Origin of the sequence: Candidatus Symbiopectobacterium sp., assembly GCF_020054415.1 — a bacterium.
GTDB lineage: Bacteria > Pseudomonadota > Gammaproteobacteria > Enterobacterales > Enterobacteriaceae > Symbiopectobacterium.
Genome location: NZ_JAHWCO010000452.1, coordinates 1 through 14,259, shown reverse-complemented (window position 1 = coordinate 14,259; position 14,259 = coordinate 1). Strand labels below are relative to the sequence as shown.

Below are 14,259 nucleotides of genomic sequence, written 5' to 3'. Positions count from 1 at the left end.
GACCCACCGTTTTCAGGTTTAAGTTTGCGAGTGTTGACGTAATCGTTGATATGTTGGTTTACCGTCGTTTCGTGCAGACGCAGAGCTTGCGCAATCATCGCAGAGCTCCAGCCTTCGGAGGCCAGCAGGACGGCTTTGATGGCGATCACAAACACGCTTATCACGACTGGTGTCATGAAGGTGTTCGAGTTCGGCTTTTTGCTTGTCGGTAATAAATATCTTCATAGTGGGTGATCATGATCTTCTTACAGCGTAAAATCAAGCATCTTCAATGATCGCGGGTATATCAATAATATAATTAAACAAGGCGATTTAAAATTTTAAAAAACTAATTTTTGTAGGGTTATTTGGGCGTTGTTTGGCGCTCGTTTGCTGATACTTATCCACGATCCGTCGCGAGAAGTTTTTTCATGTAGCGTAACTAGTTAGCGCCAGGCTAATGATGTCTTTGATGGTTATCACTAATTCTTATGTTCTTTCGGAATTTTTACATGACATTAACGTTTTTAACAAGCGTTGTTGCTCATTGATTCATCATTTGACATAATATGTTTCATATTTTTTTTATGGTGATAATTTCTGTTTTGACAAAAATTTAAAGGTTATTATCTGGTTTTTTGATTGTTTTTTGTGATTTTGTTTAATTTTTTTTATAACTTTTCAGATTGTATGCTATTGCCGAAGATGTGGCGATTTTGTAAATCCACACCCATTATATTGACGTTAGGGTGATCTGTTGCCACATTGACGGGGTTGGAAGGGAGGACAACGGATTGTCAGGCTGATGCCGGGTTCGCAAACCTATCCGCAGGCCACTCTCATATACTGCCTCGTCTCCCTCCTTATTAAGTGAATTTTATATCCAAAATCATTTGAGTTGCAGGAAGGCGACAAGAGAGTGAATCCCGATGAGCTTACTCAAGTAAGTGATTCGGGTGAACGAGCGTAGCAAATGCACCTGCAGCTTGAAGGATGACGGGTATAGCCTTCGGGCAAAAAAGTACAGACCACAGCCACCACATGACGCGCTGCGTCTATGCTGATGAGAACGGCCTCTTGTCGGCGGCGAGTAAAAATATCCTGGTCTGACTTTCATCAACACACAACATCCACAATGGAGTACACGTAATGGAAAAATCCTTGGCAAAATCAAGGGTGCTCAAAATCGGACACGGCTTGCTAGCCATGTCTGTGACAGCCGGTCTCCAGGCAAAAACCTTGGTCTATTGCTCCGAAGGTTCTCCTGAAGGTTTTAACCCGCAACTGTTTACGTCCGGCACCACCTTTGATGCCAGCTCAATTCCTATTTATAACCGTTTGGTTGAATTCAAAAGCGGTACTACCGAAATTGAACCGGGCCTGGCAGAAAAATGGGACATCAGCGAAGATGGCAAAACCTATACTTTCCATCTGCGCAAAGGCGTGAAGTGGCAAGACGGCAAAGAGTTTAAGCCGACGCGTGAATTCAATGCGGAAGACGTGCTGTTCTCCTTCCTGCGTCAGCAGGATCCGAACCATCCGTATCATAAAGTGTCTGGCGGCAGCTACGAATACTACCAAGGCATGGGCATGCCGGAGCTGATCAGCAAAATCGAAAAAGTGGACGACTATACTGTTCGTTTCGTGCTGACCCGTCCGGAAGCGCCGTTCTTGGCCGACCTTGCGATGGACTTTGCGTCGATTATGTCCGCAGAGTACGGCGCCAACATGCTTAAAGCGGGCACCCCGGAGAAGATCGACCTGAAACCGATCGGTACCGGCCCGTTCCAGTTGCGGCAGTACCAGAAAGACTCCCGTATTCTCTACAAAGCGTTTGATGGCTTCTGGGGCAAAAAACCGGGCATCGATCGCCTGGTGTTCTCCATCACGCCGGATGCGTCTGTGCGCTATGCCAAGCTGCAAAAAGATGAGTGCCAGATCATGCCGTATCCTAACCCGGCCGATCTGTTCCGTATGAAAGAAGACAAAAACATCACGCTGCTGGAAAAACCCGGCTTGAACGTGGGTTACCTCTCTTTCAACGTGCAGAAAAAACCACTGGATAACCTCAAAGTGCGTCAGGCATTGACTTATGCGGTAAACAAAGGCGCCATCATTGACGCGGTGTATCAGGGCGCGGGCCAGGCTGCCAAGAACCTGATCCCACCGACCATGTGGGGCTTTAACGACGACGTGAAGGATTACTCCTACGATCCGGAAAAAGCCAAAGCCTTGCTGAAAGAAGCGGGTATGGCTGATGGTTTCACCGTGGATCTGTGGGCGATGCCCGTGCAACGTCCGTATAACCCGAACGCACGCCGTATGGCGGAAATGATCCAGTCTGACTGGGCCAAAGTTGGCGTGAAAGCCAAGATTGTCACCTACGAGTGGGGCGAGTATCTGAAACGCGCCAAAGCGGGTGAACATCAGACGGTGTTGATGGGATGGACCGGCGATAACGGGGATCCGGATAACTTCTTCGCGACCCTGTTCAGCTGTGACGCGGCAGAAAAAGGCTCTAACTACTCCAAGTGGTGCTACAAGCCGTTTGAAGACTTGATTCAGCCTGCGCGCGAAACGTCCGATCACCGGAAACGTATTGATCTGTACAAACAGTCACAGGTTGTGATGCACGATCAGGATCCTGCTCTGATTGTTGCTCACTCCACGGTCTATGAACCTATCCGTAAGAACGTGAAAGGTTATGTGATCGAGCCACGTGGAGTACACAGCTTCAATAACGTGACCTTGGATTAATTCAGCCTGCCATTTCATGGGCAACCCTAGCCCTGCCCCGAACGTACTGTTGGTGCGTTTGGGGCAGGGCTTTGGTGCCCGTAAAAATCTAGCTGTGAGCATTGATAAGCCTTTCAGCCTATGAGCCGTCAGGCACTTATATACAGAGAGTTCGGGATATGTTTCAGTTCATACTCCGGCGTTTGGGGCTGGTTATCCCAACGTTTATTGGCATTACCCTACTGACGTTTGCCTTTGTGCACATGATCCCCAGCGACCCGGTGATGATTATGGCCGGCGAACGCGGCCTTTCTCCTGAGCGCCACGCGCAGCTGCTGGCTGAGCTGGGGCTTGATAAGCCGCTATGGCAGCAATATGTCACCTATATCAACGGTGTGCTGCACGGCGATCTGGGTATTTCCCTCAAGAGCCGCATCCCGGTGTGGGATGAGTTTGTGCCGCGCTTCAAGGCCACCCTGGAACTGGGTGTCTGCGCGATGCTGTTTGCCGTGGTTGTCGGTATTCCGGTTGGCGTGCTGGCGGCGGTTAAACGCGGTTCCATTTTCGATCACACGTCTGTCAGTCTGGCGCTGACCGGTTACTCCATGCCGATTTTCTGGTGGGGCATGATGTTGATCATGCTGGTGTCGGTCAACCTGAATCTGACGCCGGTCTCGGGCCGTATCAGCGATACGGTGTTTCTCGACGACAGTCTGCCACTGACCGGCTTTATGCTGATCGATACCCTGTTCTTCGGTGAGCCGGGCGACTTTATCGATGCAGTGATGCACATGATTTTGCCCGCCGTGGTGCTGGGCACGATCCCGCTGGCGGTGATCGTGCGGATGACCCGCTCCGCCATGCTGGAAGTACTTGGTGAGGATTATATCCGTACCGCGCGCGCCAAAGGGCTGAGTCGCCTGCGTGTCATCGTGGTGCATGCGCTGCGCAACGCCATGTTGCCAGTGGTCACCGTGATCGGTCTTCAGGTAGGGACGATGTTGGCAGGAGCGATTCTGACCGAAACCATCTTCTCCTGGCCGGGACTGGGACGCTGGTTGATTGATGCGCTGCAACGCCGCGACTATCCGGTGGTGCAGGGGGGCGTACTGCTGGTGGCGACCATGATCATCCTGGTCAACCTGCTGGTCGATCTGTTGTACAGCGTGGTGAATCCGCGCATTCGACACAAGAAATAAGGGGAGAGGCGAAGATGACTCAAGTCACTGAACCGGCTGTTGATAATGCGCCCGTGCCGATGACCCCGTTACAGGAATTCTGGCATTACTTTAAACGTAACAAAGGCGCGGTAGTGGGCCTGCTGTACGTCACACTGATGTTGATTATCGCCATTGGCGCCAACGTGCTGGCACCGCATTCCCCCGCCGAGCAGTTCCGCGATGCGCTACTGCGTCCGCCGGTATGGCAGGAAGACGGTAGCTGGCAGTTTCTGCTTGGCACCGACGATGTGGGCCGCGATATTCTTTCGCGCCTGATGTACGGCGCACGCCTGTCGCTGCTGGTCGGCTGTCTGGTGGTGGTGCTGTCACTGATTATGGGCGTGGTTCTCGGTTTGCTGTCGGGCTACTTTGGCGGCATGGTGGACACCATCATCATGCGCGTAGTGGATATCATGCTGGCACTGCCCAGCCTGCTGCTGGCGTTGGTGCTGGTGGCGGTGTTCGGACCGTCCATCGTCAATGCGTCGCTGGCGCTGACCTTCGTGGCGCTGCCGCACTATGTGCGTCTGACGCGTGCGGCGGTGCTGGTTGAGGTCAACCGCGATTACGTTACCGCTTCCCGCGTGGCGGGGGCTGGCGCGATGCGCCAAATGTTCATCAATATCTTCCCCAACTGTCTGGCACCGCTCATCGTGCAGGCGTCATTGGGCTTCTCCAACGCCATCCTCGACATGGCCGCATTGGGTTTCCTCAGCATGGGTGCACAGCCGCCAACGCCTGAGTGGGGCACCATGCTGGCCGACGTGTTGCAGTTTGCGCAAAGTACTTGGTGGGTCGTGACCTTCCCTGGCCTTTCGATCCTGCTCGCGGTGTTGGCGTTTAACTTGATGGGGGACGGCTTGCGTGACGCTCTCGACCCCAAACTCAAGCAGTGATCCGGGGGAAGAGATGGCATTACTCAATGTAGAAAAACTGTCGGTGCATTTTGGCGAAGGGAATAACCCGTTCCGCGCCGTTGACCGTATCAGTTACCAAGTAGAACAAGGGCAGGTGGTCGGCATTGTCGGTGAATCCGGCTCCGGTAAATCGGTCAGTTCGCTGGCTATCATGGGGTTGATTGACTTCCCCGGCAAGGTGATGGCAGACAGGCTGGAATTCAACCAGCGCGATCTGAAAAGCATTTCGGAAAAAGAACGGCGTCAGTTGGTCGGCTCCGAAGTGGCGATGATCTTTCAGGACCCGATGACCAGCCTTAATCCCTGCTACACCGTAGGCTACCAGATTATGGAAGCCATCAAGGTGCATCAGGGCGGTAATCGCAAAACGCGCTATCAGCGTGCTATTGATCTGCTGACGCAGGTGGGAATCCCCGATCCAGCGTCGCGGTTAGACGTGTATCCGCGCCAACTGTCAGGCGGGATGAGCCAGCGCGTGATGATCGCGATGGCGATTGCCTGTCGGCCCAAGCTGCTGATCGCCGATGAACCGACTACAGCACTGGACGTGACCATTCAGGCACAGATCATCGAACTGCTGCTGGAATTGCAGCAGCGGGAAAATATGGCGCTGATCCTGATCACCCACGATTTGGCGTTGGTGTCAGAAGCGGCGCACCACATCTTCGTGATGTATGCCGGTCAGGTGGTGGAATCCGGTAAAGCGGCGGATATCTTCCATGCGCCGCGCCACCCGTATACTCAGGCGTTGCTGCGTGCGTTGCCCGAGTTTGCGGTCGATAAAGCGCGTCTGGCCTCGCTGCCGGGCGTGGTGCCGGGCAAATATGACCGACCGTTGGGCTGCTTGCTTAATCCTCGCTGTCCCTACGCCAGTGCGCGGTGCCGCGAAGCAGAGCCCGAGTTGCGTGATATCCCGGGCCGTCAGGTGAAATGTCATACACCGCTCGATGATGAGGGGAGGCACGTCACATGAGCCAGAGCATGAATGCCGCCGGGCAGCATTACCTGTTGCAGGCGATTGATTTAAAGAAACACTACCCGGTGAAAAAAAGGTTCTTTGCCCCCGAGCGTGCGGTGAAAGCGCTGGACGGCGTCTCCTTCACCCTGCAGCGCGGCAAAACGCTGGCGGTGGTGGGGGAATCGGGTTGCGGTAAATCGACCCTTGGCCGCTTGCTGACCATGATCGAAACCCCGTCCGAGGGTGAGCTTTACTATCAGGGGCAGGATCTGCTGAAACCGGATCCCGCCGCGCAGAAGTTGCGTCGCCAGAAGATCCAGATCGTGTTCCAGAACCCGTACGGATCGCTTAACCCGCGCAAGAAAGTCGGGCAGATCTTGGAAGAACCGCTGGTGATCAACACCGATCTGTCCAAGGCGGAACGCCGTGAAAAAGCGCTGTCGATGATGGCGAAAGTCGGCCTGAAAACCGAGCATTACGACCGCTATCCGCATATGTTCTCCGGCGGCCAGCGTCAGCGTATCGCCATTGCGCGCTGTCTGATGCTAGACCCTGACGTGGTGATTGCCGATGAGCCGGTGTCGGCGCTGGACGTGTCGGTGCGTGCACAGGTGCTGAACCTGATGATGGACCTGCAACAAGAGCTGGGTTTGTCCTACGTGTTCATTTCCCATGACCTGTCGGTGGTTGAGCATATTGCCGATGAGGTTATGGTGATGTACCTGGGCCGCTGCGTGGAAAAGGGCAGCAAGGAGGCGGTTTTCAGCAACCCGCGCCACCCTTACACCCAAGCGCTGCTGTCAGCGACGCCGCGTCTGAATCCGGAGCTGCGCCGTGAGCGTATCAAGCTGATTGGGGAACTGCCCAGCCCGCTCAATCCGCCGCCGGGCTGTGCGTTTAACGCGCGCTGCCAGCATCGTTTTGATACCTGCGTCCAGTTCCAGCCGACGTTGAAAGCCTATGGCGATCAAGTGATTGCCTGCTTTACCGTCGACAGGGATGAAGCAGGTTCACGGTGAGTTCTCTTGAGATGAAAAACGCGGGCAAAAGCAGCCCGCGTTTTTTTTATGTGAAGAACGCGTTCTATTCGTTAAAGAATATCGTCGACCACTCCGCCATCAACGCGTAGCGCCGCGCCTGAGGTGGCAGACGCTTGCTGCGAACATATATAGACTACCATATTGGCGACCTCTTCCACGCTGGCAGCACGCTGAATGACCGAACTGGGGCGGTGCGCCATCATGAATTCCCGCGCCAGTACCTCAAAGGATTTGCCGGTGCGTGCCACTTCATCTTGCATCATGCTGGCGAAGCCGTCGGAAATCGTAGGGCCCGGAAGCACACTGTTCACCGTTACGCCAGAGCCCGCAACCCTTTTTGCCAATCCGCGCGCCAGCGCCAACTGCGCCGCTTTCGATACGCCGTAGTGGATCATGTCTGCAGGAATGTTGTGTGCGGATTCTGAGGAGATAAACACCACCCGCCCCTACTGTTTCGCCACCATGCCTGGCAGAAAAGCGCGTGACAGACGAACGCCCGACATCACGTTGGTTTGCCAGTAGTCTTCCCACACCGCATCGTCGGTGTCACAGAAATCACGCGGACCGTAAGTACCGGCGTTATTCACCAGAATATCCACGAACGGCACTCGATCCAGCAGCGCTGTTACCCCTTCGGCACTGCCAAGATCGGCCACGGCACCGCGAAGACGGGCCTGCGGGAACTGCTGTTGCAAACGGGACATCGCCGCATCAACCGACGAACTGCTGCGGCCATCCACGATCACCTCGGCATGGCTTTCCACCAGTCCTGCCGCAATTGCATACCCAATGCCGCCGCTGGACGCGGTGACCAACGCCGTTTTTCCTGACAGAACAATATTCATACAGAAATCTTCCTCCGAGGAATGGACGCCGTGCCTTGCGCAGCGTTAGCGACGACCAAAAACCCGGCCGCCAACCGGAAACCGTTCCCTATTGTAGGCCACTCTGTTCTCTTTTTTTATCCTCACGCAGGCGAAAGACCTTTGCTAACACGTTGATAATACCCCACTCAGCCAAGTGCAAGGCGCTGTAGCCATAAGATTCGCTTACTTGTGTTTTTGTGAGCGATGTTTCATTTTAGGATGATGAAAGAGCACGAGCGAAGCGGTCGCTCATCCGCTGGGGAATGAAATGTCGGTAAAAGATTGGCTGTTGGCGCTGTGCGTGGTGGTTGCCTGGGGCGTTAATTTTGTGGTTATCAAAGTCGGGTTGCAGGGAATGCCACCGTTTTTGCTGGCGGGGATGCGTTTTACACTGGTGGCGCTGCCTGCCGTCTTTTTTGTGCCGCTCCCGCGTTTGCCGCTGCGCTGGCTGGTCGCCTATGGCATGACCATCAGTTTCGGCAAGTTTGCCTTTCTGTTTCTGGCGATAAAACTCGGTATGCCAGCAGGCATCGCCTCGCTGGTGCTGCAAGCGCAGTGCTTTTTCACCCTGTTGCTGGGGGCACTGCTGCTGGGTGAAGCACTGCGTTGGAACCATTTCCTTGGCATTGCCATTGCTACGCTGCTCACGATGATGCCGACGTTAGGCGGCGCACTCTCTTGGGCATTTGGTAATACCAGCAACAAAGTCATCATGAGCCGCCACGGTGCGGGGTTGAATGTGATGTCGCTGGTGGTGTGGAGTGCGTTGGTGCCGATTGGGCCGTTCTTTCTCAGCTCCTTGATGCTTGACGGCTAGGAGGTAATAGTTGCCAGCCTGACCAACGTGCATATGACGACGGTGTTGGCGCTGGGCTATCTGGCGTTTGTTGCCACCATCATGGGATTTGGTATCTGGAGCAGTCTGCTCGGGCGTCATGAAACCTGGCGCGTCGCCCCGTTGACGCTGTTGGTACCAGTGTTTGGCATGCTGAGCGCTGCGCTGTTTCTTGAAGAACACATGACCCTGCTTCAGGTGGCTGGCGCGCTTCTGATCATGGTTGTGCTGCTGTTCAATGTGTTTGGTGGACGTCTTGCTTTGCTGGCGCGGGCGCGTAGTGCATATTAACGAAACCTCATCACACCCTGTTGTTATGCCGCTTTTCTGCAATCCTATATCGGAGGGATGATCGTAACATTGCAGAAAAGTAGCAATGTCTGTGGTTCTCGATATGGCAGGACAATTTTTCCCTCGTGTTCAGACAAAAAACGAGATTTGCCACGCTGGGCATTGGTAGCACTACGCTGCTCAAGGAGTATCGCCGCACGATCGACATTCGTGCATTGCAGGTAAAAGCGTTGCCGCCCGTGCATTGAGTACCGATGCGTGTCTGATGCTGCATGTTTCCCAACCGCTTAGCGTGTAATTCTAACCGCTTAGCGTGTAATTCTAACCGCTTAATGCGCTATGCCACCGTCGATACAAATTGGTTCTGCGCGCTCACTCGCATTCCCGTATCGTCGCGCCATCACCACACCCCACACAGTCAACGATTCCTGCCTTGTCCAACATGGACGCCAACGGCGTGGTGGATGCTCGATATTGTTCGATAAAGATTAAAAAACAGACCATTAAGACTTAATTTTCCTGAAGGATGTCTTATGAAAAGCAGTACCATACTCAAACACATTCCCTGGATGATGCTTGCCGTCATCGGGGCATCTTGCCTTGGCGTGGTTGCGCTGCGCCGTGGCGAACACGTGAGCGCACTGTGGATTATCGTCGCTTCCGTATCCGTCTATCTGGTGGCCTATCGCTACTACAGTCTCTATATCGCACAGAAAGTCATGCAGTTGGACCCGACCCGCGCAACGCCTGCGGTGGTTAACAACGATGGCCTGAACTATGTGCCCACCAACCGCAACGTTCTGTTCGGTCACCACTTTGCAGCAATCGCAGGCGCAGGCCCGCTGGTAGGGCCGGTATTGGCGGCGCAAGTGGGTTACCTGCCGGGCACGCTGTGGCTGCTGGCAGGTGTGGTACTGGCCGGTGCCGTGCAGGACTTCATGGTGCTGTTCCTCTCCACGCGGCGTAACGGTGCGTCACTGGGTGAAATCGTCAAGAAAGAGCTGGGTCCAGTTCCGGGCACTATCGCGCTGTTCGGCTGTTTCCTTATCATGATCATCATCCTGGCGGTGTTGGCGTTGATCGTGGTGAAAGCGTTGGCAGAAAGCCCGTGGGGCGTGTTCACCGTATGTTCTACGGTGCCGATCGCGCTGTTTATGGGTATCTACATGCGTTACCTGCGCCCAGGCCGCGTAGCGGAAGTGTCTGTTATCGGTATAGTGCTGCTGGTCATGGCTATCTGGCTTGGTGGCGTAGTGGCTCACGACCCGTACTGGGGCCCTGCGCTGACCTTTAAAGACACTACCATTACCTTTACGCTGATTGGCTATGCCTTTGTATCCGCTCTGCTGCCGGTATGGTTGATTCTGGCACCGCGCGACTACCTAGCAACGTTCCTGAAAATCGGCGTTATCGTTGGTCTGGCGATCGGTATCGTGATCCTGAACCCGGATCTGAAAATGCCTGCGGTGACGCAGTTCGTTGACGGCACTGGTCCGGTATGGAAAGGTACCCTGTTCCCGTTCCTGTTTATCACCATCGCGTGTGGTGCCGTGTCTGGTTTCCATGCCCTGATTGCTTCCGGTACTACCCCGAAACTGCTGTCGAATGAAAACGACGCGCGCTTTATCGGTTACGGCGCAATGCTGATGGAATCCTTCGTAGCGGTCATGGCACTGGTGGCAGCGTCCATCATTGAACCTGGCCTCTACTTTGCCATGAACACCCCGCCAGCGGCGTTGGGCATCACCATGCCTAACCTGCACCAGTTGGGTACGTCGGATGCGCCGATGATCATGGCGCAGCTGCAAGAAGTCTCTGCGCACGCTGCTGCGACCGTTAGCTCCTGGGGCTTCGTTATCTCCCCTGAGCAGATCATGCAAACGGCGAAAGATATTGGTGAACCTTCCGTGCTGAACCGCGCAGGCGGTGCACCGACGCTGGCAGTCGGTATTGCGCACGTGTTCCACCAGATTATTCCTGGTGCCGACATGGGATTCTGGTATCACTTCGGTATCCTGTTCGAAGCGCTGTTTATCCTGACGGCACTGGACGCAGGCACCCGTTCTGGTCGCTTCATGCTGCAAGACCTGTTGGGTAACTTCGTTCCGTTCCTGAAGAAAACCGATTCACTGGTAGCAAGTATTATCGGTACGGCGGGCTGCGTCGGTCTGTGGGGCTACCTGTTGTATCAAGGCGTGGTCGACCCGTTGGGCGGCGTGAAGAGCCTGTGGCCGCTGTTCGGTATCTCCAACCAGATGCTGGCCGCTGTGGCGCTGGTGCTGGGTACGGTAGTCCTGACCAAGATGAAACGCGCGCAGTACATTTGGGTCACCGTGGTGCCTGCTGTGTGGTTGCTGATCTGCACCACCTGGGCGCTGGGCCTGAAACTGTTCAGCGACAACCCGCAGTTGGAAGGCTTTTTCTACATGGCTAACATGTTTAAACAGAAGATTGCCGAGGGCGGTGCTGATCTGAGTGCACAGCAGATTGCAAACATGAACCACATCGTGATCAATAACTACACTAACGCGGGCCTGAGTATCCTGTTCCTGTTCGTGGTGTACAGCATCATTGCCTACGGTGTGAAAGTGGCGATTGAAGCGCGTCAGGAAGATAAGCGTACCGATGGCGAAACTGATTATGTACCGGTTCCGGCAGACGGCGTGAAGATCTCTAACGGTCACTGATACACGAATACCCGTATCTTTACCGCCGCAGAGTGCGGTGGTAAAGATGACGAGTCGCCATACCTCGTATAAGATATATACGGGGTGGTTTTTTTAGGAGACCAGCTATGTTTGGCAACCTTGGCAAAGCGGGAAAGTATCTGGGGCAGGCTGCACGCATGCTGATTGGGATTCCGGACTATGAAACCTATGTTCAGCACATGCAAACCAACCATCCCGATCAACCACCGATGACCTACGAAGAGTTCTTCCGTGAGCGGCAACAGGCTCGCTACGGCGGCGATGGCAAGGGCGGCATGCGCTGCTGTTAACCTCGCCCAATACAGGAAGAAAACGCGTTATTATCAGGAGCCGCGATGACGCAGCCGATTCATGTCACCATTCTGTCCGGGTTTCTTGGGGCAGGCAAAACCACCCTACTCCGGCATATTCTCAATGCCGACCATGGTTATAAAATTGCCGTTATTGAGAATGAGTTCGGCGAAGTGCCGATTGATGATGCGCTGATTGGCGAACGTGCCAGCACCATTACCACACTCAGCAACGGTTGTATCTGCTGCACCCGCGCCAATGAGTTGGCGGATGCGCTGCTCGATCTGGTGGATGGTATCGATAAAGGCGAACTGGATTTCGATCACGTAGTGATTGAGTGTACTGGCATGGCCGATCCCGGCCCGATCACCAAAACCTTCTTCTCCAATGAGCTGATTTGCGAACGCTTTATGCTGGATGGCATCATCACTCTGGTGGATGCGGTGCATGCGCAGCAACAGCTCGATCAGTTCACCATCGCCCAATCGCAAATTGGTTACGCCGATCGCATCTTGCTGACCAAAACCGATGTGGCAGGCCAGGATGATGCACTGATTCAGCGTATGCAGCGCATCAACGCGCGCGCGCCGATTTACACTGTGGTCAACGGCGAGATCGATCTCGGCCTGTTGTTCAACGTCGATGGCTTTATGCTTAACGACAAGCTGGCGGTAAAAGCGCCGATGTTCCGTTTCGTGGCACCGCAGCAGAACAACGTGGAGTCTATTGTGGTGGAACTGGATCACGCGGTGGATTTTGCAGCGGTTTCCGACGTGATGGAAGGTTTCTTGCTCAAATATGCCGATAACCTGCTGCGTTACAAAGGCATACTGGCCATCAACGGTGACGATCGTCGCCTGCTGTTTCAGGGTGTGCAGCGTCTGTATAGCGCGAACTGGGACAGAGAGTGGCTGCCGGAAGAAAAGCGCGGCTGCATCATGGTCTTTATCGGGCAGGAATTTCCCCAGCAGGAAATCCGTGACGGTTTTGCCCGTCTGATGTGACTTATCATCAACACACCACCTCTTCACTGCTTGCGAGAGGTGGTGTGCTGAATGCCGCTAGGCTGCACTGGCCTCCTGCGCGGGTTCATTATGCAACCGCTGACGTTGGCGCAGTGACGGGAACCATTTCATCCACAGTGCCACCACTAACAGCGTACCAATGCCGCCGGGCGCCGCTGCGGGCACCGCACCTAACCACGCTGCCAATAGACCGGATTCAAACTCACCCATTTGATTCGACGTATTAATAAAAATGGAATTGACCGCACTCACGCGACCGCGCATGTCGCCTGGGGTATCAAGCTGCACCAGCGAGACGCGAATAACCATGCTCACCATATCAAATGCCCAGAGGGCAAACAGCGCCAGTAACGACAGACAGCCACAGTTGAGTGGACAGCGCAAACACCAGCGTCGCGACACCAAAACCGGCCGCGGAGGCGAACATAATCTTGCCTACGTTACGCTCCATCGCATGCCGGGTGAGCCAAAAGCCCATCAGCAGCGCTCCAACGGCGGGCGCGCCGCGCAGCAGCCACAGTCCCCATGGGCCCGTGTGCAGGATATCCTTGGCAAAGATGGGCAACAGCGCTGTCGCCCCGCCCAGCAATACGGCAAACAGATCGAGAGAAATAACGCCCAACACATCAGGTCGGGCACGGATAAAGCGCACGCCAGCAAACAGTGTGGCGAAACTGGCCGGAACGCGCCGTACTGGCTCTTGCACATAGCGCAGTAGGCTGACCATCAACATGGAGATCAGATACAGCAGGGCGGCGGCGAGATACACCGTGCCTGCGCCCGCTACGTACAGCAGGCCGCCCAGCGCCGGGCCGACCATCATGGTGGCTTGTCCCGCCGCCGAGTTTGCCGCCATGGCGCGCGCCAGCATGTTGGGTGGCACCAACGCAGGCAGCATGGAAAGCAATGCCGGTGCTTCCAGGGTTTTGGCGATAGCGATGAGCAGCACCAGTCCAAGAATGGTTAACTCATCCGGCGGCTGGGTAAAAGCCAGTATCGCCAACAGCGCGATGGCGAACCACTCCACGAACTGGCTGATTAACACGATACGTCGGCGGTCAAACTGATCGGCGATATGCCTGTCAGCGCCAGTGATATAAGACGGTAATTCACCATTTGGATGGTCCGCTCCAACCAACATGTTGTTTCGCTCGTGTATTCAATGAGTTGATGTAGCATAAAACGTAGTACTCACGTTCGATGTAAGTACCGATGATCCTATCGTGCATTTCGGATGATTTTGAATATCCGGGCGTCTTGCGATTGAGCCGTTACAATCGGTTACGCAGTGTCAGATGTGCACGCTCAATACGCTGTGTATACAGCTTGCTAACAATGTGTTTTACTTTTGGAAGTTCGTCGTTGTAAGCCCTGTAGCCATCCGTGTTTGCAT

Annotated in this window: 9 protein-coding genes and 5 pseudogenes; 10 read left to right on the top strand and 4 right to left on the bottom strand. The window is 54.6% G+C overall.

All coding sequences use genetic code 11. From position 1 onward, the window contains the following. Positions 1-225 (bottom strand): annotated as a pseudogene (locus tag QZ506_RS13140) (helix-turn-helix domain-containing protein); the annotation flags it as partial. A gap of 903 nt (positions 226-1,128) precedes the next feature. Between QZ506_RS13140 and dppA the strand changes: the two are divergent. From dppA to dppF, 5 genes are all read left to right on the top strand, one after another. Continuing rightward, positions 1,129-2,736, top strand: a complete 1,608-nt coding sequence (dppA, locus tag QZ506_RS13135) for a dipeptide ABC transporter periplasmic-binding protein DppA (protein WP_291971604.1) — start codon at positions 1,129-1,131, stop codon at positions 2,734-2,736. A 158-nt stretch (positions 2,737-2,894) separates the two neighbouring features. Then, positions 2,895-3,914 (top strand): dipeptide ABC transporter permease DppB, encoded by a 1,020-nt coding sequence (gene dppB / locus QZ506_RS13130; protein ID WP_291971602.1) that lies wholly within the window; start codon positions 2,895-2,897, stop codon positions 3,912-3,914. 14 nt (positions 3,915-3,928) lie between these two features. Beyond that, a complete protein-coding gene (gene dppC, locus QZ506_RS13125) occupies positions 3,929-4,831 on the top strand; it encodes a dipeptide ABC transporter permease DppC (RefSeq protein ID WP_291971599.1) in 903 nt (300 codons plus the stop codon). A gap of 13 nt (positions 4,832-4,844) precedes the next feature. Further along, positions 4,845-5,825: a dipeptide ABC transporter ATP-binding protein gene (dppD, locus tag QZ506_RS13120; protein ID WP_291971597.1), complete on the top strand. Its 981-nt coding sequence runs from the start codon at positions 4,845-4,847 to the stop codon at positions 5,823-5,825. Beyond that, complete coding sequence (gene dppF, locus QZ506_RS13115) at positions 5,822-6,829, top strand: dipeptide ABC transporter ATP-binding subunit DppF (protein WP_291971595.1); 1,008 nt, start codon at positions 5,822-5,824, stop codon at positions 6,827-6,829. Before dppD ends, dppF begins: the two co-directional genes overlap by 4 nt. A gap of 71 nt (positions 6,830-6,900) precedes the next feature. On the opposite strand, the pseudogene QZ506_RS13110 reads toward dppF, so the two are convergent. After that, positions 6,901-7,695: pseudogene (locus QZ506_RS13110) on the bottom strand (SDR family NAD(P)-dependent oxidoreductase). Between the two features lie 289 nt (positions 7,696-7,984). On the opposite strand from QZ506_RS13110, the pseudogene QZ506_RS13105 reads away from it, so the two are divergent. The 5 genes and pseudogenes from QZ506_RS13105 to yjiA all read left to right on the top strand — a co-directional run bounded on the left by QZ506_RS13105 (position 7,985) and on the right by yjiA (position 12,845). Beyond that, a pseudogene (locus tag QZ506_RS13105) lies at positions 7,985-8,842 on the top strand (EamA family transporter). 125 nt (positions 8,843-8,967) lie between these two features. Then, the gene (locus tag QZ506_RS13100) at positions 8,968-9,090 is read left to right on the top strand and encodes a hypothetical protein (protein ID WP_291971594.1); all 123 of its coding nucleotides are present in this window, start codon (positions 8,968-8,970) and stop codon (positions 9,088-9,090) included. Positions 9,091-9,375: 285 nt separating this feature from the next. Then, entirely contained in the window at positions 9,376-11,529 is a 2,154-nt protein-coding gene (locus tag QZ506_RS13095; protein WP_291971593.1) for a carbon starvation CstA family protein, read from the top strand. A 107-nt stretch (positions 11,530-11,636) separates the two neighbouring features. Continuing rightward, positions 11,637-11,840 carry a YbdD/YjiX family protein gene (locus QZ506_RS13090; RefSeq protein WP_195313178.1) on the top strand — a complete coding sequence of 68 codons (204 nt, stop codon included), beginning with the start codon at positions 11,637-11,639 and terminating at the stop codon, positions 11,838-11,840. 45 nt (positions 11,841-11,885) lie between these two features. Next, positions 11,886-12,845 carry a GTPase gene (gene yjiA, locus QZ506_RS13085; RefSeq protein ID WP_291971591.1) on the top strand — a complete coding sequence of 320 codons (960 nt, stop codon included), beginning with the start codon at positions 11,886-11,888 and terminating at the stop codon, positions 12,843-12,845. A gap of 57 nt (positions 12,846-12,902) precedes the next feature. Here yjiA and QZ506_RS13080 read toward each other — a convergent pair. Together QZ506_RS13080 and QZ506_RS13075 are read right to left on the bottom strand one after the other, a co-directional pair. Continuing rightward, positions 12,903-13,944, bottom strand: a pseudogene (locus QZ506_RS13080) (MFS transporter); the annotation flags it as partial. Positions 13,945-14,050: 106 nt separating this feature from the next. Beyond that, positions 14,051-14,259, bottom strand: a pseudogene (locus QZ506_RS13075) (IS1 family transposase); the annotation flags it as partial.